Raw genomic sequence first — 16,101 nt, forward strand, 5'->3', positions numbered from 1 at the left:
AGTGCCCACACAGATTGTCTGATAAATTGTTAAAGAGCAGTGAGTTACGCGCTTTCGCTTGCTAACTCGAGGTGGCGTATATTACGCTTTCCTCATTCAGTGTCAACCGTTTATTTCATCCGGTTGCCGCTGTTTTTAATCTTTCCGAGCCGGTCACTTCGTGATGTTGTTCACGTTGTTCCCTGTCGATGGAGCGGCATTATAGGGAGTTCTCAGCAAGCCGCAACCCCTAATTTCAATTATTTTATCAACCGTTCAGAAAAACATCGAATGCGTTAATTACGCTCAATGAATGAATAAAAAACGGGCTCCAAATCGCTTTGGAGCCCGTAACTGGCTTTTTATCCACTGATTACTGTCTTGCGACAATGCGATCATTTTCCACATCAACAGTAATTGGCTTACCTGGAATCAGCTTACCTGACAAGATTTGCTGCGCCAGCGGGTTTTCAATCTCCTGCTGGATGGCACGTTTCAATGGACGCGCACCATAAACAGGGTCAAAACCGGTATTGCCAAGCAGTTCAAGCGCGGCATCGGTCAGCGTTGCTGAATAGCCGTGTTCTTCCAGACGTTTATACAAACGCTCCAGCTGAATCTTCGCGATATTTTTGATATGCGCATGACCCAGTGGATGAAACACAACCACTTCATCTATACGGTTGATGAATTCCGGACGGAAGCTGTGTGTCACCACTTCCATGACGGATTCTTTCATCTGCGCATAGCTCGCTTCGCCGAAATGCTGCTGGATAATGTCGGAGCCCAGGTTAGAAGTCATGATCACTACCGTATTACGGAAGTCGACCGTTCTGCCCTGCCCGTCCGTTAAGCGACCGTCATCCAACACCTGTAATAAAATGTTGAACACATCCGGGTGCGCTTTCTCTACTTCATCTAATAAGATGACAGAGTAAGGACGGCGACGAACCGCTTCGGTCAGGTAGCCCCCTTCCTCATAACCAACATAACCCGGAGGCGCACCGACCAGACGTGACACGGAGTGTTTCTCCATAAACTCTGACATATCGATGCGGACCATCGCGTCATCACTGTTAAACAGGAATGTCGCCAGTGCTTTACACAGCTCTGTTTTACCGACACCGGTCGGCCCGAGGAACAGGAATGACCCGATAGGTCGGTTTGGATCCGACAATCCTGCGCGACTACGACGAATCGCATTGGATACCGCTTCGACCGCTTCGTTCTGACCAATCACGCGGCTGTGCAGCTCCTCTTCCATACGCAGCAGTTTTTCACGTTCGCTTTCCAGCATGCGTGCCACCGGAATACCGGTCCAGCGCGCCAGCACGTCGGCAATTTCCACATCTGTTACGCGGTTGCGTAACAGCTTCATGGTTTTACCTTCCGCCTGAGTGGCGGCTGCCAGCTGTTTTTCCAGTTCAGGGATTTTCCCGTACTGCAATTCTGACATACGGGCCAAATCACCCACGCGACGAGCCTGCTCCAGCGTGATCTTCGCCTGCTCGAGTTCGGCTTTGATATTCTGTGTGCCGGTCAGGGACGCTTTTTCCGCTTTCCACTCTTCTTCCAGCTCAGAATATTCGCGCTCTTTCTGGTTCAGTTCAGTTTCTAGCATCTCCAGACGTTTCACACTGGCGTCATCCGACTCTTTCTTCAGTGCCTGTTGTTCCAGTTTCAGCTGGATGATACGGCGGTCGAGACGATCAAGAGACTCAGGTTTAGAGTCCATCTGCATACGAATGCTGGACGCCGCTTCATCTATCAGGTCAATTGCTTTATCCGGCAACTGACGATCCGAGATGTAGCGGTGCGACAGAGTTGCCGCCGCAACGATCGCCGGATCGGTAATTTGCACATGGTGATGCAGCTCGTAGCGTTCTTTCAGCCCACGCAAAATCGCAATGGTGTCTTCGACAGAAGGCTCGGCCACAAACACTTTCTGGAAACGACGTTCTAACGCCGCATCCTTTTCAATGAACTGGCGATACTCATTTAACGTCGTCGCACCCACGCAGTGAAGTTCACCTCGCGCCAGCGCTGGTTTCAGCATGTTACCGGCATCCATCGCGCCGTCCGCTTTACCTGCACCGACCATTGTGTGCAATTCGTCGATGAACAGAATGACGTTCCCTTCCTGTTTTGCCAGATCGCTCAGCAGGCCTTTCAGACGTTCTTCAAATTCACCGCGATATTTCGCCCCGGCAACTAACGCGCCCATATCAAGGGACAACACGCGTTTGTTTTTCAGCCCTTCCGGGACTTCACCATTAATGATGCGCTGCGCCAGACCTTCCGCAATGGCGGTTTTACCGACGCCAGGCTCACCAATCAGCACGGGGTTATTCTTGGTACGGCGTTGCAATACCTGAATAGTCCGCCGAATTTCTTCATCACGACCGATGACCGGGTCCAGTTTGCCCTGTTCGGCACGCTCGGTCAGATCGATAGTGAATTTCTTCAATGCCTGACGTTGGTCTTCGGCATTCTGGTCATCCACTTTCTCACCTCCACGCATTTGATCGATAGCCACAGTAATCTTCTCGGCCGTTGCGCCGCAGGCTTTCAACATATCAGTCAAAGAGCCGCGGTCTTTCATGACAGCCAGAACGAAGAGTTCTGAAGAAATAAAGGTATCAGCGCGTTGTTGCGCCAATTTGTCACAAAGATTTAAAACACGTACCAGCTCATGGGATGGTTGAACATCACCACCGGTACCTTCAACTTGCGGCAGACGCCCCAAAGCCTGATCAACATCCGTGCGCAGTTTCTGGGTATCAACCCCGGCTGCTGTTAATAAAGGACGCACGGTTCCGCCTTCCTGAGTGAGCAAAGCACTCATAAGATGGACGGGTTCGATAAATTGATTGTCGCGCCCGAGCGCGAGAGACTGAGCATCCGCGAGGGCAAGCTGGAATTTGCTGGTAAGACGATCCAGACGCATAACACCTCCAATACTGAACAAAATTGCTACTGGAGATTAGATGAGGTCGACCCTCACGTTTTCAAGGTTATCTTGGCAGTATATTCGGAGGACAGCTGCTATGCGCGATGGATCGTCTTGATTCGACAGGTTATATCAGCCAAATTAAACTTGCCAGCCGCCCGGTAATTCCGTCGCGCCGGTAAGAGTAAAATTGGGTACTGTCAGACACGGTGCAATACTCGCCACCATAAATGGCCGTAACGCCCGCCGCCTGAAGGCGTAGCCGTGCAAGCAGGTAAATATCCGCCATGAATTTCTCACCCGCTGGCACAAATGCGGCCGATGATGCGGGATCAAAAGCCATAAAGGCTTCACGCACTTCGCCCCCGACTTCAAACTGCGACGGCCCGATGGCTGGCCCGAGCCACGCCATAATCTTGTCCGGAACTGATGCAAAACGGGAAACCGTATTTTCCAGCACACCTGCACACAATCCACGCCAGCCCGCATGCGCTGCTGCCACTTCATCACCAGCCTGATTACAGAAAAGAACTGGCAGGCAGTCAGCTGTCATTGCGGCACACACTACACCCGGTTCACAGGTATAAGCCGCATCGGCAACTAAAGCAGGAAGTGAAGGAGTTTGATGCGTCAGGTTAACAACATCGGTGCCATGAACCTGCTCCAGCCAATGCGGCGCAGACGGCAATTCACCGAGTTCGACCAGGCGCTGACGATTCGCCGCGACATGTTCAGGGCTATCTCCGACATGTCCGCCGAGATTAAGCGATCCGTAAGGAGGCAAACTGATGCCTCCCTGACGGGTTGTTGCACATGACCGCACCGATGCCGGTTGCGGCCATTGAGGCTGGATAAGCGAGCTCATTACCAGTTCATCTGATCCTTGAACTCTTCGGTATCGGCTTTGAGCGCATTGATCAGATCGACCATATCCTGAGGAAGCGGCGCATGCCATTCCATCTGGATACCGGTGACCGGATGATAAAGACGCAGCATAGTCGCGTGAAGAGCCTGACGATCGAATCCGCGCAGCATATTAATGAACGACTCGGAGGCACCTTTTGGCAGGCGCGGACGACCACCATAGAGCTGATCGCCTAACAAAGGATGGTTGATGTGTGCCATATGTACGCGGATCTGGTGTGTACGTCCGGACTCCAGGCGCAAACGCAAACGCGTATGAGCACGGAAATGCTCCATGATGCGATAGTGCGTAGTCGCCGGTTTACCCGTCGGATGGACCGCCATGTGCGTACGCTTGGTGGAATGGCGCGCAATCGGCTCATTCACTGTGCCGCCTGCCGTCATTGTACCAATCGCGACGGCTTCATATTCGCGGGTGATTTCGCGAGCCTGAAGTGCCGTCACCAGATGCGTTTGTGCCGGAACCGACTTTGCGACCACCATCAGACCGGTAGTATCTTTATCGAGACGGTGAACGATGCCACAGCGCGGAACGTCGATAATTGCAGGGTAATAATGAAGCAATGCGTTGAGCACTGTTCCATCCGGATTCCCTGCGCCCGGATGAACAACCAAATCGCGGGGTTTATTGATGACTAAAATATCAGTATCTTCATACACGATATCTAACGCGATATCTTGTGGCAGCCAACGCGCTTCTTCTTCAATTTGCGCATCGATTGCGATAGCCTCGCCACCCAACACTTTTTCTTTTGGTTTGGTCACTTTTTTGCCATTGACCGTGACCCTGTCTTCAAGGATCCAATCTTTTATGCGAGATCTTGAATAATCAGGGAACAATTCGGCCAAAGCCTGATCTAACCGTTGACCGAGTTGAGATTCGGCCACCGTTGCGGTGAGTTGTACTTGTTGTGCCATATGCAGCTTCTTGGTTAACGTTGGGTTTTCACGGCGATGCCGTTTAAAATAATGTGCTATTGTAGCTGGTCTTTGTCGGGAGCTTAACGGACAGTCTCCCAGAATAACACCTGAGGATAATCAAAACGTCATGACGCGTGTGAAATATCTGGTGGCAGCAGCCACGTTGAGCCTGGCGCTGGTCGGTTGCTCCAGTTCCAAAGAAACGGTTCCCGATAATCCGCCTAACGTCCTTTATGCGACTGCCCAGCAAAAGCTGCAGGACGGTAACTTTAAAGGCGCGATTGCGCAATTAGAAGCGCTGGATAACCGCTATCCGTTTGGGCCTTACTCGCAGCAAGTTCAGTTAGATCTGATTTATGCCTATTACAAGTCTGCTGACTTGCCAATGGCTCAGGCTTCTATTGATCGCTTTATGCGCCTGAACCCAACCCATCCCAATATCGACTACGTCATGTACATGCGTGGTTTGACGGATATGGCGTTGGATGACAGTGCACTGCAAGGATTTTTCGGTGTTGATCGCTCAGACCGCGATCCACAGCATGCACGTGCAGCATTCCGTGATTTCAGCCAGTTGATCCACTCGTATCCAAACAGCCAGTACGCCACTGATGCGACGAAACGTTTGGTATTCCTGAAAGATCGTTTAGCGAAATACGAGCTGTCAGTGGTGCAATACTACACTAAACGTGGCGCTTACGTCGCTGTCGTTAACCGTGTAGAGCAAATGCTGAAAGATTATCCGGATACGAAAGCAACGCACGACGCGCTGCCGTTGATGGAAAATGCCTACCGCGAACTGCAGCTGAACAACCAGGCTGACAAAGTCGCGAAAATTATTGCCGCCAATAGCGCAGCGTAATTTTACATGTCCGTACACAAACGGTAGCTCAGGCTGCCGTTTTTTTTGGCTCTTTTTTGGGGGAGTGAAAACAGAAAGGATAAAAAAATGCGCGGCAAAATTCTGGAAAAAACCGAAACAATAGCGTACTGATCCCATCAATCATGCCTGCTCCGGCAGCAAGTCTCAAGACCTTTCCCGCCATAAATTACCCTGGGTCACAGAATCTTCAAAGTTGACAAAAAGTGACAAAAAACCGTGGATTTGAGCACGCATTTCACAAAAAAGGCTGGTATGTTGGATTCATCGGAGACGGAAAAAGAGAGGTAAGTCATATGACAGTTAACATTACCAGTAAACAAATGGACATCACTCCCGCGATTCGTGAACACATCGAAGGACGTCTGAAAAAACTGGATAAATGGCAAACTCAGCTCATTAACCCGCACGTAATCCTGTCGAAAGGACCTCAGGGATTTGTCGCCGATGCGACCATCAGTACACCGAATGGCACACTGGTTGCCAGTGCCACGCATGATGATATGTATGCTGCCCTTAACGACATGACCACCAAGCTTGAGCGTCAGCTCAACAAAGCGCAGCATAAGGGTGAAGCCCGCCGTGCAGAATCCGGCGTCAAAGAACTCAATCTGGAACCGGTGCAGGAAGAAGAGGAATAACCGGGTTATCCGAAAAGGCAGTTCACAACGCGCTCTCAGGAGCGCGTTTTTTGTGCCTGAAAGAAATCCTTATTGACACAGGGAAAACCCAGCGGTTACTTTAAGACTCAGTTCAACTTTATGGAAATAACACCTACATGAATACCCGTCTGTTTTTCTTCGCATTCTTTTTTACCTTCCCCTGATTGGGAGGCGTTTCGTCGCGAAAGAATGAATGCGAAGACGAACAACAAAGCCTCCTGAAAAGGGGGCTTTTTTTATACCTGCGTTTCACACAATTTTGCTGAAAGAAAGAACATCAAAAAGGGTAATAACATGAGCGAGAATTCATTACTGGCACTGCGCGAGCGCATCAGTGCATTAGACCTGAAACTGCTGGCCCTGCTGGCAGAACGACGTTCGATGGCGATTGAAGTCGCGCAATCCAAGATGCACTCTCACCGCCCTATTCGCGATAAAGAGCGCGAGATAGAACTGATTAATGCACTGATTCAGGAAGGAAAAAAACAAGGTCTGGACGGACATTACATCACCCGCGTTTATCAGCTTATTATCGAAGATTCCGTTCTGACACAGCAGGCACTTCTTCAGCAGCATTTGAACAAAACCAGTTCCGACTCCGCACGTATCGCGTTTCTTGGCCCGAAAGGCTCCTATTCACACCTCGCCGCCCGCCAGTTTGCTGCCCGTCATTTCGATCAGTTCATCGAATGCGGCTGCCAGAAATTCCAGGATATCTTCTCGCAGGTAGAAACCGGTCAGGCAGATTACGCAGTGTTGCCTATCGAAAACACCAGTTCCGGCTCAATCAATGACGTTTACGATTTGCTGCAACACACCAGCCTGTCGATTGTCGGCGAACTGACTAACCCTATTGATCACTGCGTTCTGGTCGCGACCGATACGGACCTTTCGCAGATCCAGACGGTCTACAGCCACCCGCAGCCGTTCCAGCAATGCAGCCAGTTCATCAACCGCTTCCCGCACTGGAAAATTGAATACTGCGAAAGCACCGCCGCTGCCATGGAAAAAGTGGCCGCCGCAAATTCGCCGCACATTGCCGCACTCGGCAGCGAAGCCGGTGGCGCACTGTATAAACTGCAAGTGCTTGAACACAATCTGGCGAACCAGAAGGAAAACATCACCCGCTTCATTATTCTGGCACGCAAAGCAATTGAAGTGACCGATCAGGTTCCTGCCAAAACCACTCTGATCATGGCGACAGGTCAGCAGGCAGGTGCGCTGGTGAATGCGCTGCTGGTTCTGCGCGATCAGGGCATCATCATGACGAAACTGGAATCTCGCCCGATTAACGGCAATCCGTGGGAAGAGATGTTTTATATCGACGTGCAGGCCAACCTGCGTTCGGAAGAGATGAAAAAAGCGCTGAAGGATCTGGCCCCGATCACACGTTCCCTGAAAGTGCTCGGTTGTTATCCCAGCGAAAACGTCGTGTCTGTCGATCTCTGACCGGTTATTTGAGCCAAAATAAAAGGGCGCTGCATCATGATGCGGCGCCCTTCTTTTTAACTGAATCAGCCGTTACTTACGGTTGTCGTTGGCCTGTCGCAATAACGCACCGCTTTCCTTCAGGAAGCGTGGCGCATAATCGCCAAACCAGTGCTCAACCTTTCTGAATTTGCTGATAAACGCGTCTTTATCACCGCTTTCCAGCAGCGCCAGCGCATCACCAAATCGCTGATAGTAACGCTTTATCAGTGCCAGATTGCTTTCGGAGGACATAATAATGTCTGCATAAAGCTGAGGATCCTGTGCAAACAGTCTCCCGACCATCGCCAGCTCGAGGCGGTAAATCGGCGAAGACAGCGCCAGTAACTGTTCAATCTGAACATTCTCTTCCGACAGATGTAAGCCATACGCGAATGTCGCGAAGTGGCGCAGCGCCTGAATAAAGGCCATGTTCTGATCGTGTTCAACCGCACTGATTTTATGCAACCGCGCGCCCCACACCTGCAACTGCTCCAGTAACCACTGGTATGCCTGCGGTTCGCGGCCATCGCAATACACCACAACCTGTTTTGCCAGGCTGCTGACATCCGGACCAAACATCGGATGCAGGCCAAGCACCGGGCCTTCGTGTACTGCCAGCATCGCCTGAAGCGGACGGTTTTTTACCGACGCCAGATCCACCAGAATGCAGTCATCAGGCAGTTTTGGCAGGCGGGCAATCACCTCTTCGGTCAGATGAATCGGCACGCTGACAATCACCATTCCGGCATCGGCCAGCAATGTTTCTGCCTGCGGCCAGTCTTCCTGCTCCAGAACCTTGACCTGATAACCGGACAACTCCAGCAGACGCGTGAACAAACGCCCCATCTGCCCGTTTCCACCGATAATCACTACCGGACGCAGCGCCGGATGCAACGTTTTAAAGCCTTTATCGTTTTCGCTTGAGTAGGACTCACGCATTACGCGGCGCAATACATCTTCAATCAGATCCGGCGGAACCCCGAGGTTCTGCGCTTCCTGACGGCGGGAGGCCAGCATTGCGGCTTCCCGTTCAGGCACATAAATCGGCAAACCATAACGGCTTTTGACTTCCCCGACTTCTGCCACCAGCGCCAGACGCCGTGATAAGAGATCTAACAACGCTTTATCGACGTCGTCGATCTGATCGCGCAACGCGTTAAGTTCTGCCACCATAAAAACTTACTCTCCTGCGATTCGTGCCGCCAGTGCGTCACCCAGTTCCTGATGCATGGTGCGTAACAGGTTTTCCGTGGTTTCCCAGTTGATACAGGCATCGGTTACCGACACACCGTATTTCATTTCTGAACGCGGTTGTTCAGAAGACTGGCTACCTTCGTTCAGATGGCTTTCCAGCATCAGGCCCGTAATAGAGCGGTTGCCGGCCTTAATCTGATCAATTACGGACTGAGCCACAACGGGCTGGCGACGATAGTCTTTGTTTGAGTTACCGTGACTGCAATCTATCATCAAGGAAGGATGGAGTCCCGCGTCGCTCATCTGTTTTTCACACGCCTGAACGTCCTGCTCACTGTAATTTGGCGTTTTGCCGCCGCGTAAAATCACGTGACCGTCCGGGTTACCCTGGGTCTGCAACAGACAAACCTGACCGGCCTGATTGATGCCAACAAACCGGTGCGCCATTTCCGCTGCACGCATAGCATTGATTGCCGTGCCCAGGCTGCCGTCGGTACCGTTTTTGAAGCCTACCGGCATGGACAAACCTGACGCCATTTCGCGGTGAGTCTGAGATTCTGTCGTACGCGCACCGATTGCCGACCAGCTGAACAAATCGCCTAAGTACTGCGGGCTGTTTGGATCCAGCGCTTCGGTCGCCAGCGGTAATCCCATGCCAACCAGCTGCAACAGCAAATCACGCGCAATGTGCAAACCGGCTTCAACATCAAACGTGCCGTCCATGTGCGGGTCGTTGATCAAACCTTTCCAGCCTACCGTTGTGCGGGGCTTTTCGAAGTAAACACGCATCACGATGTACAGACGGTCGCTCAGTTCCGCTGCCAGCGTTTTCAGGTGACGCGCGTAATCGAGCGCGGCGTCAACGTCATGAATGGAACAAGGACCACACACCACCAGCAGACGAGGATCACGACCATGCACAATATCAGCGATGGTTTTACGTGCTTCGGAAATGCTGGTTTCGTCACTGACGCTTAAAGGAAAGCGATTTTTCAATTCTTCCGGGGTGATGAGGATTTGTTCGGCAGTGATATGAACATTATTCAGGGCGTCTTTTTGCATGATGGTGTTCCGCTTATCAGGAAAATGGGCTGCCATTGAGGCATCTGCGGACAACATTAACACAGCGCGTAAACTTATCAAGCCTTAGTTGTAAACTTAAAATTACCATTACCAGCCTTTAAACCAGAATATGGAAAGTTAAGTTTACACTAATTCTTCAGGGGTTGAACCTGCTGTACCGTGAAAATTACACACAGTGTGAAAGGATAAGGAAAAGTCAGATTGGGAAGTCAGAAAGATAAGGGGAATTTTACGGGATTTCCCTCAGCGTCCGGTCGGTTGCTGAGGGTGAAGAATTACAGATTGCGATCAAGCGTAATAAAGACCTGCCCTAACGCCGTGACTTCTTCCACGCCGCATTCGAAATGGCTGTCCTGCCGCGTCACTTTAATGCGATTTCCCGGGATACGCGCCACGTCATAGACATCCACATCGCCATCGATATTCAAAAGCCAGCGCCCGTTGCCCGGAATTGTGCTGCCTAAATCGATGATCCAGGAGTGATTGCCTTTAACGATGTAAGCCGGTTCAGCCAGAGAACCGTCCAGTAAAGAAGGATCGACTACCCACATGCCTTCCTCTTCTAAAGCGCCACCTCGCAATCTCAACTTTTTAAGCTGAAGCACACTTGCAGAAGCGGATGATCCTGCGGACGGCGCATCCTGCATATTCCCTTTGCCCGTTGCAAGCCAGCGCAGTGAAACACCGGTATCCAGCGCACAGGCGACAACCACATCACCGGGAAAATAATCTCTTCTTACCCAGGTACTTATCGTTCCAGAGGATAACCCATACAGATCACCAAGTTCTTTCTGCATGCTAAAGCCGTAAGCCTGAAGCATACGCGTCAGAACGGCTTTCCCACCTTCGAGTTCATCTAATTGCATCTGGCGAAAACCCCTGGGCCTGTAAATATCATCTTGACAACTTGCAAATACAAGTTTAGATTGATTATGTAATGTACCAATAGAAAGCCATGATACCAAATTTACGGCGCAGTGGAGAATCCGCAATGCGTTCCTGAAGCAACAGGCGGCAAAGAGAGGAGGATCTCCTGCTCACGGAATGGGGTCATTGAGGAGGGGCTATGTTTTTAGGCACAGAGCAGCAGCGGCTCACAGGCTTGCGCCAGATCGCGCATTTAAAGGAAACCTATTTTTCTGACAGAAAAAATAAACTGGAAACAATTTTTGATCAGGCTTCGGATAAATTGAAAACCACATTATGTTTCCATGCCGGACTTAAGCGCCGTCATACCTTATTGACGTATTCAGAATTAAAACCCGAGGAGCAATTAAAAATTGCTCAGGCCATATTATCCCTGCGCCATTTTACCGCGCGATATACAGGAGAATTTTGCTGATGGCAGACTGGATGGATGAATCCCAGGAATATCAGTTAACTGTTTTACAGGAACAAATCGCCCGCGCAACCCGCACGACGCGTGCCCCGTCTGCATACTTCTGTGAGGATTGCGGGAGTGTCATTCCGGAAAAGCGCAGAAAGATTATTCCGGGCGTTCAGCGTTGTATTGAGTGTCAGGAGATTAATGAGCTCAGGAAAAAGAATTACCGCCCCGTATAAGTAACTTTTCTTTTTCAGTTTTTAATAAATTCATTCTGGAAATATTCCTTTTCCGGGAAGGCATGTTGCTGCCTTTTTTCTGCAAAACCGTTTGGGGGAACTAGTTTATGAAAATTAATTTGCCGGAGATAACATCATCTTCTGCGTTCGCTCCCCTGACCGGAAAAAATGAAGCCGGTCCGTGGTGGTGGAATGCGCCGCGCCCGGCAATAAGCAGCCCGTTGGAAAAACCGCTGAGCCGTGATTTTTGCCAGCGCCAGCAGGCGGCACTTTCTCAGATTGCCGCCCTTCCGCGCTGCCTGCGCGCGCCCCTGCATCAGCGGTATCAGTTTTTACTGGAGACAAAGGGCGTGCATCCGGCATTTCATTTCCTGATGACCGTGTTTGTACAGCGATTATGGCCGCGTATCCAGCGGGTCAGCGCGCGCCACAGACTTTACCGCCAGTATTCGGAAAAGCTGCTGACAGAAGAGGAAACCTTCAACCGCCTGCCCGATCTGAATGATGACGCACTGAAACGGCTGGCAAACACCCTGGCCATTCATATGCAGGATGCTTACGAACATCATTGTGAACGCTGGCTGGAACAGGTGCCTGAACCGGACGTTTTACTGCAAGACAGCACGCAGCGTGAGATTTTCGGGCATCTGTCGGCGATGGCGCGTTCCGTTCGCGTACAGCCACTGTACTGGAATGCATGGCAAAAAGGCCGGATGACCGCGCAGGCGGCGGTCGCCAGTATTTCGCGGCTGGTCAGCGGTGAATGGTGGGAAAGGCAACTGCGTTCGCAGCAGCGTCTGTGGCGCGAAGCGCTGATGATCGCCTGCGGTTATGTAAACCGGTCTACTTCGCCTTATGCCAGCAAAAATGCCATCCGTGACGTGGTTTCCCGGCGCCTCTCCACGCTCAGTTACCTGAAGCAGTGTGAGCTGGAAAACGTCGAATCCGGTGACAGACTGAGCCTGCTGGATACCGTTTTAGCCAGCGTTTCGAACCCTAAACTGCGGCGCATGGAATTGATGACACTGATTGCCGGCGTCGAAGATGTTGCCTGTCAGCAGCAGGATCGGGGCCTGTTCATCACGATGACGACGCCGTCAAAATACCATCCGATGAAAACTTACAGTCCGCATTCAGCTCCGACGTTCAATCCCAAATGGAATCAGCACGCTTTTACGCCTAAGAATGCGCAGAGATACCTGGTCGCCGTCTGGGCAAAGATCCGCACCACATTTAAAGATAAAGGCCTGAAAGTTTACGGAGTTCGCGTAGTTGAGCCCCATCACGACGGAACGCCACACTGGCATATGATGTTGTTCACGCCGCCTGAACAGCAGCAAAAAGTGATCGACGTGATGCGCCGTTACGCGCTTGAAGAAGATCCCGACGAACCCGGTGCAGCGGAATCCCGTTTTCACTGCAAACCGCTCAACCGCGGAGGCGCTGCCGGGTACATTGCCAAATATGTCGCTAAAAATATCGATGGCTACGCGCTGGAAGGCGAAACCGATCATGATTCTGGCCGGTTGCTGACCGATGTCGCCACCGCCGTCACCGCCTGGGCATCGACCTGGCGGATCCCGCAGTTTCACGCCATTGGCATCCCTTCTGTCGGTGCCTGGCGCGAGTGCCGCCGAATCAGAAACCAGAGCCTCGCCAGCCGGTTTGACGAACGTGTTGAAGAAGTTCGCAGCTCGGCGGATCAGGGAAGCTTTTCCCGTTACATTCAGGCGCAGGGCGGCATCCATATCCGGCGAAAAGATCAGACCGTGCGCGTTGCCCGCAAGATCAGTGAACAGCTCAACGCCTACGATGAACCGCGACAAAAAGTCATCGGCATTTATGCGCCACATATCGGCGAGTCGCAGATATTCCTGACGCATACCGAACAATGGCGCATTGTCCGTCACCGCCAGCCACGCCCTGAAACTCCGCCTTTTTACTCACCTTGGAGTTCTGTCAATAACTGTGGATCGGTTTCCCTGCCGTGAATGCTGAAATCCATACAAAAACCGCGCCAATAAAAATTTCCGCATTAATTCAATGAATTATATTTTTTAAAATGCTGTGAGTGTTGACGTATTAGATCAATTAAAGAATACTGTATATAAACACAGTATCTGGCGAGGGGAGAAAATGGAAAACCTGACTAAACAACAGCTAACGTTGTCCAGGATACAATTGATCGCAGACATTTCGCAGACAGCGCAATGCAATCCAAAAGAATTTCTTGTCGTGATGTCACTGATTTCTGAACTGGCTGGCCAGGCTCTGACCGGTGAGGATCAGGACGCGCTCTGTTACCACGGGAGCGCAGACGAAGCACACTGAAAACCTGATCTGCGGGCGGTATTTTCCTGTTGTGGCGCTTACTCCTCCGGCTTCTGTTCGGGCTAAGCGCCCCGCCATTTCTCCCTCTTCAATTCCCTGTTGTGCCACACGTTTAACAACCCTCTCAGATTGCTGCCTCCGGCCATATTCCGCAGACTGATTTCACTTCCTGACGATTTCACTCACTTGCGGAGAAAACCGATGAAACTCTATGCAGAACAGGGCGATACCCTCGATTCCATGTGCTGGCGTTATTACGGCCGCACCGCGGTTGTCGTGGAAAAAGTGTACGCCGCCAATAAAGGCATCGCGGACTTAGGCCCGTTATTGCCTCACGGCACCGCCGTTGAAATGCCTGATATCGCTGAACAACCGGTTCAGGAAGCGATCAAGTTATGGGACTGAATACTGAACGCATCAGCTCGGCCTGCGCCTATTTCATTGCCACGTCGCTGACCTGGCTGGCGGGCCTGACATCACAGGATGTGGCTTTTTTAGTCGGCTCCGGCGTGGGCGTCGGGACTTTTCTCGTCAACTGGTATTACCGGCGTAAAAGCTTCCAGCTTCTGGCGCGCAGCAACCTGAATCCGAACACCTATGAAGACCTCAACTCTTAAGCGGTGCAGCGCCGCCGCGGTTCTGGCGCTGATGGCGGCGCTGCCCGGTTATCACGCCTTACAGGTTTCAGATGAAGGGCTGCGGCTGATTACTGACTTTGAAGGTTGCCAGCTGCAACCCTATCAGTGCAGCGCGGGCGTCTGGACCAGCGGCATTGGCCATACGGCAGGCGTGGTTCCCGGAAAAGCGATCAGCGAGCATCAGGCGGCAGAAAAACTGTTTCAGGATATCCAGCAAACCGAGCGCGCCGTCAAAAAGTGCATGCCCGCCGACATGCCGCAGCCGGTCTTTGATGCCGTGGTGTCATTTAGTTTTAACGTCGGTACCGGCGCGGCTTGCAAATCCACGCTGGCGTATTTCATCAACAAACAACAATGGCGGCAGGCCTGCGGACAACTTCCTCGCTGGGTTTATGTGAAAGGCCAGCGCAGCAGCGGGCTGGAACGCCGGAGAAACGCCGAATTCACCGTTTGCCTGAAGGGAATTGAATGAAAGCAATGCTGGCACTTCTGGCAGGAATGGCGCTGTTAATCGTCATCCTGCTGCTTTCCAACCGTTCACTACAGCACGACCTCAACAACGCCGTTCAGCAGCACGACGCGCTGACCGTGCAATTACACCAGCGGGATCAACTGATTACAGAGCTGAATCAGCAAATGCAGCAACGCGCGGACGCCGAACTGGCGTTACGTCAAGACCTGAGCACCGCCGCGCAGGTGATGCAGTCCCGGGAACAGGAACGGCAAAGGAGCCTTCATGACAATCCGCAATCGCGCCAGTGGGCTGACGCTGAGCTGCCTGCTGATGTTAGCCGGCTGCACGACCGGCCAGCCTTCAGCTCCGCCAGCGATTATTTACATTGGCTGTCCGGCGGTCAGTTCCTGCCCGGTTCCGTCCAGCCATCCGCGCACTAACGCGGCGCTGAGCGCCGATATTCTCCAGCTGGAATCCGCCCTGCTGAGCTGCGGCCTGCAGATTGAGACCATCAAAAAGTGTCAGGAGGCACAACATGCAAAAACCACTACAGCTAAAACAACGGCTGATTGAGCAAATCCCCTTTTTCCAATCCGCCCCTGAAAAGCTGGTGATGACCACCGGTGCGGGAAATGTCGTCGCCACCTCGGCCTCTTCACTTTCTTTCGAATATCGCTATCCGCTGACGTTAAGCGTCAGCAGCGACAACGCGCCCGATGAAAGTCTGACTGACCAGATGGTGGTCGCCATCCTCGACTGGCTCCGGATCAATCAGCCTGAGATTCTCGGCAACGCGGCGCACCGGCTGACCGATTTTGCTTTTGTGCAGCCGGGCGCAGCGCTGTCATTCACGCTGCAACTCACTGAGCGGGTTCAGGTCGCCGACGAGAATGTCGTACGGACGATCACTCACCTGCCGGAACCGCCGCTGCCGGAGAACGTCGCGTTGCCGCGCCAGGTTTATCTCAACGGAGAACTGATCAGCAGCTGGACCGAATAACCCGATAACAACTGTTGTGCCATCCGCTGGCAGACGGCCATCAGTTGTCGCT

At 52.0% G+C, this 16,101-nt stretch carries 20 protein-coding genes and 1 other annotated feature; of the genes, 14 read left to right on the forward strand and 6 right to left on the reverse strand.

From position 1 onward, the window contains the following. Positions 1 to 352 precede the first annotated feature (352 nt). The 3 genes from clpB to rluD all read right to left on the reverse strand — a co-directional run bounded on the left by clpB (position 353) and on the right by rluD (position 4,771). Positions 353 to 2,926, reverse strand: a complete 2,574-nt coding sequence (clpB, locus tag M2403_RS22255) for an ATP-dependent chaperone ClpB (RefSeq protein WP_259230982.1) — start codon at positions 2,924 to 2,926, stop codon at positions 353 to 355. Between the two features lie 130 nt (positions 2,927 to 3,056). Next, entirely contained in the window at positions 3,057 to 3,794 is a 738-nt protein-coding gene (gene yfiH / locus M2403_RS22260; protein ID WP_259230985.1) for a purine nucleoside phosphorylase YfiH, read from the reverse strand. Next, complete coding sequence (rluD, locus tag M2403_RS22265) at positions 3,794 to 4,771, reverse strand: 23S rRNA pseudouridine(1911/1915/1917) synthase RluD (RefSeq protein ID WP_152323970.1); 978 nt, start codon at positions 4,769 to 4,771, stop codon at positions 3,794 to 3,796. Before rluD ends, yfiH begins: the two co-directional genes overlap by 1 nt. Positions 4,772 to 4,901: 130 nt before the next feature. Here rluD and bamD point away from each other — a divergent pair, with 130 nt between their 5' ends. The 4 genes from bamD to pheA all read left to right on the forward strand — a co-directional run bounded on the left by bamD (position 4,902) and on the right by pheA (position 7,765). Beyond that, a complete protein-coding gene (gene bamD, locus M2403_RS22270) occupies positions 4,902 to 5,636 on the forward strand; it encodes an outer membrane protein assembly factor BamD (protein ID WP_104924502.1) in 735 nt (244 codons plus the stop codon). Between the two features lie 314 nt (positions 5,637 to 5,950). Then, entirely contained in the window at positions 5,951 to 6,295 is a 345-nt protein-coding gene (raiA, locus tag M2403_RS22275) for a ribosome-associated translation inhibitor RaiA (protein ID WP_152323971.1), read from the forward strand. Between the two features lie 136 nt (positions 6,296 to 6,431). Next, positions 6,432 to 6,556, forward strand: a sequence feature (Phe leader region). Beyond that, on the forward strand, positions 6,433 to 6,480 hold the full coding sequence (locus M2403_RS24975) for a hypothetical protein (RefSeq protein WP_369794779.1): 48 nt from the start codon (positions 6,433 to 6,435) through the stop codon (positions 6,478 to 6,480). (Overlaps the previous feature by 48 nt.) 54 nt (positions 6,557 to 6,610) lie before the next feature. Beyond that, on the forward strand, positions 6,611 to 7,765 hold the full coding sequence (pheA, locus tag M2403_RS22280; RefSeq protein ID WP_259230986.1) for a bifunctional chorismate mutase/prephenate dehydratase: 1,155 nt from the start codon (positions 6,611 to 6,613) through the stop codon (positions 7,763 to 7,765). A 72-nt stretch (positions 7,766 to 7,837) separates the two neighbouring features. Here the strand turns inward: pheA and tyrA are convergent, their stop codons facing one another. The 3 genes from tyrA to M2403_RS22295 form a co-directional block, all read right to left on the reverse strand. Then, positions 7,838 to 8,959 carry a bifunctional chorismate mutase/prephenate dehydrogenase gene (gene tyrA, locus M2403_RS22285; protein ID WP_101078506.1) on the reverse strand — a complete coding sequence of 374 codons (1,122 nt, stop codon included), beginning with the start codon at positions 8,957 to 8,959 and terminating at the stop codon, positions 7,838 to 7,840. 6 nt (positions 8,960 to 8,965) lie between these two features. Further along, a complete protein-coding gene (locus M2403_RS22290) occupies positions 8,966 to 10,042 on the reverse strand; it encodes a 3-deoxy-7-phosphoheptulonate synthase (RefSeq protein WP_152323974.1) in 1,077 nt (358 codons plus the stop codon). Between the two features lie 296 nt (positions 10,043 to 10,338). Then, positions 10,339 to 10,929 (reverse strand): phage repressor protein CI, encoded by a 591-nt coding sequence (locus M2403_RS22295; RefSeq protein WP_152323975.1) that lies wholly within the window; start codon positions 10,927 to 10,929, stop codon positions 10,339 to 10,341. A 200-nt stretch (positions 10,930 to 11,129) separates the two neighbouring features. On the opposite strand from M2403_RS22295, the gene M2403_RS22300 reads away from it, so the two are divergent. The 10 genes from M2403_RS22300 to M2403_RS22345 all read left to right on the forward strand — a co-directional run bounded on the left by M2403_RS22300 (position 11,130) and on the right by M2403_RS22345 (position 16,049). Continuing rightward, a complete protein-coding gene (locus M2403_RS22300) occupies positions 11,130 to 11,405 on the forward strand; it encodes a DUF5347 family protein (protein WP_152323976.1) in 276 nt (91 codons plus the stop codon). Continuing rightward, the gene (locus M2403_RS22305; protein WP_152323977.1) at positions 11,405 to 11,626 is read left to right on the forward strand and encodes a TraR/DksA family transcriptional regulator; all 222 of its coding nucleotides are present in this window, start codon (positions 11,405 to 11,407) and stop codon (positions 11,624 to 11,626) included. Before M2403_RS22300 ends, M2403_RS22305 begins: the two co-directional genes overlap by 1 nt. 107 nt (positions 11,627 to 11,733) lie before the next feature. Then, positions 11,734 to 13,617 carry a replication endonuclease gene (locus tag M2403_RS22310; protein ID WP_259230988.1) on the forward strand — a complete coding sequence of 628 codons (1,884 nt, stop codon included), beginning with the start codon at positions 11,734 to 11,736 and terminating at the stop codon, positions 13,615 to 13,617. Between the two features lie 145 nt (positions 13,618 to 13,762). Beyond that, a complete protein-coding gene (locus M2403_RS22315; protein WP_152323979.1) occupies positions 13,763 to 13,957 on the forward strand; it encodes a hypothetical protein in 195 nt (64 codons plus the stop codon). A 201-nt stretch (positions 13,958 to 14,158) separates the two neighbouring features. Next, positions 14,159 to 14,362, forward strand: coding sequence for a tail protein X (locus M2403_RS22320; protein WP_152323980.1), 204 nt, complete (start codon positions 14,159 to 14,161; stop codon positions 14,360 to 14,362). Beyond that, the gene (locus M2403_RS22325; RefSeq protein ID WP_152323981.1) at positions 14,353 to 14,574 is read left to right on the forward strand and encodes an HP1 family phage holin; all 222 of its coding nucleotides are present in this window, start codon (positions 14,353 to 14,355) and stop codon (positions 14,572 to 14,574) included. Before M2403_RS22320 ends, M2403_RS22325 begins: the two co-directional genes overlap by 10 nt. Next, the gene (locus M2403_RS22330; protein ID WP_259230989.1) at positions 14,555 to 15,067 is read left to right on the forward strand and encodes a lysozyme; all 513 of its coding nucleotides are present in this window, start codon (positions 14,555 to 14,557) and stop codon (positions 15,065 to 15,067) included. Before M2403_RS22325 ends, M2403_RS22330 begins: the two co-directional genes overlap by 20 nt. Next, a complete protein-coding gene (lysB, locus tag M2403_RS22335; protein ID WP_165061588.1) occupies positions 15,064 to 15,489 on the forward strand; it encodes an Rz-like lysis system protein LysB in 426 nt (141 codons plus the stop codon). Before M2403_RS22330 ends, lysB begins: the two co-directional genes overlap by 4 nt. Next, entirely contained in the window at positions 15,380 to 15,622 is a 243-nt protein-coding gene (lysC, locus tag M2403_RS22340) for an Rz1-like lysis system protein LysC (protein WP_229893707.1), read from the forward strand. Before lysB ends, lysC begins: the two co-directional genes overlap by 110 nt. Beyond that, positions 15,585 to 16,049, forward strand: coding sequence for a phage tail protein (locus M2403_RS22345; RefSeq protein WP_259230990.1), 465 nt, complete (start codon positions 15,585 to 15,587; stop codon positions 16,047 to 16,049). Before lysC ends, M2403_RS22345 begins: the two co-directional genes overlap by 38 nt. The last annotated feature ends 52 nt before the right edge of the window (positions 16,050 to 16,101 follow it).

It is taken from the genome of Rahnella sp. BIGb0603, from assembly GCF_024808755.1.
Classification (GTDB): domain Bacteria; phylum Pseudomonadota; class Gammaproteobacteria; order Enterobacterales; family Enterobacteriaceae; genus Rahnella; species Rahnella contaminans.

Bases quoted from the DNA above. Each gene is read 5' to 3' on its own strand.
- clpB (WP_259230982.1), bottom strand. From the start codon at position 2,926: ATGCGTCTGGATCGTCTTACCAGCAAATTCCAGCTTGCCCTCGCGGAT.
- yfiH (WP_259230985.1), bottom strand. From the start codon at position 3,794: ATGAGCTCGCTTATCCAGCCTCAATGGCCGCAACCGGCATCGGTGCGG.
- rluD (WP_152323970.1), bottom strand. From the start codon at position 4,771: ATGGCACAACAAGTACAACTCACCGCAACGGTGGCCGAATCTCAACTC.
- bamD (WP_104924502.1), top strand. From the start codon at position 4,902: ATGACGCGTGTGAAATATCTGGTGGCAGCAGCCACGTTGAGCCTGGCG.
- raiA (WP_152323971.1), top strand. From the start codon at position 5,951: ATGACAGTTAACATTACCAGTAAACAAATGGACATCACTCCCGCGATT.
- pheA (WP_259230986.1), top strand. From the start codon at position 6,611: ATGAGCGAGAATTCATTACTGGCACTGCGCGAGCGCATCAGTGCATTA.
- tyrA (WP_101078506.1), bottom strand. From the start codon at position 8,959: ATGGTGGCAGAACTTAACGCGTTGCGCGATCAGATCGACGACGTCGAT.
- M2403_RS22290 (WP_152323974.1), bottom strand. From the start codon at position 10,042: ATGCAAAAAGACGCCCTGAATAATGTTCATATCACTGCCGAACAAATC.
- M2403_RS22295 (WP_152323975.1), bottom strand. From the start codon at position 10,929: ATGCAATTAGATGAACTCGAAGGTGGGAAAGCCGTTCTGACGCGTATG.
- M2403_RS22300 (WP_152323976.1), top strand. From the start codon at position 11,130: ATGTTTTTAGGCACAGAGCAGCAGCGGCTCACAGGCTTGCGCCAGATC.
- M2403_RS22305 (WP_152323977.1), top strand. From the start codon at position 11,405: ATGGCAGACTGGATGGATGAATCCCAGGAATATCAGTTAACTGTTTTA.
- M2403_RS22310 (WP_259230988.1), top strand. From the start codon at position 11,734: ATGAAAATTAATTTGCCGGAGATAACATCATCTTCTGCGTTCGCTCCC.
- M2403_RS22315 (WP_152323979.1), top strand. From the start codon at position 13,763: ATGGAAAACCTGACTAAACAACAGCTAACGTTGTCCAGGATACAATTG.
- M2403_RS22320 (WP_152323980.1), top strand. From the start codon at position 14,159: ATGAAACTCTATGCAGAACAGGGCGATACCCTCGATTCCATGTGCTGG.
- M2403_RS22325 (WP_152323981.1), top strand. From the start codon at position 14,353: ATGGGACTGAATACTGAACGCATCAGCTCGGCCTGCGCCTATTTCATT.
- M2403_RS22330 (WP_259230989.1), top strand. From the start codon at position 14,555: ATGAAGACCTCAACTCTTAAGCGGTGCAGCGCCGCCGCGGTTCTGGCG.
- lysB (WP_165061588.1), top strand. From the start codon at position 15,064: ATGAAAGCAATGCTGGCACTTCTGGCAGGAATGGCGCTGTTAATCGTC.
- lysC (WP_229893707.1), top strand. From the start codon at position 15,380: ATGTTAGCCGGCTGCACGACCGGCCAGCCTTCAGCTCCGCCAGCGATT.
- M2403_RS22345 (WP_259230990.1), top strand. From the start codon at position 15,585: ATGCAAAAACCACTACAGCTAAAACAACGGCTGATTGAGCAAATCCCC.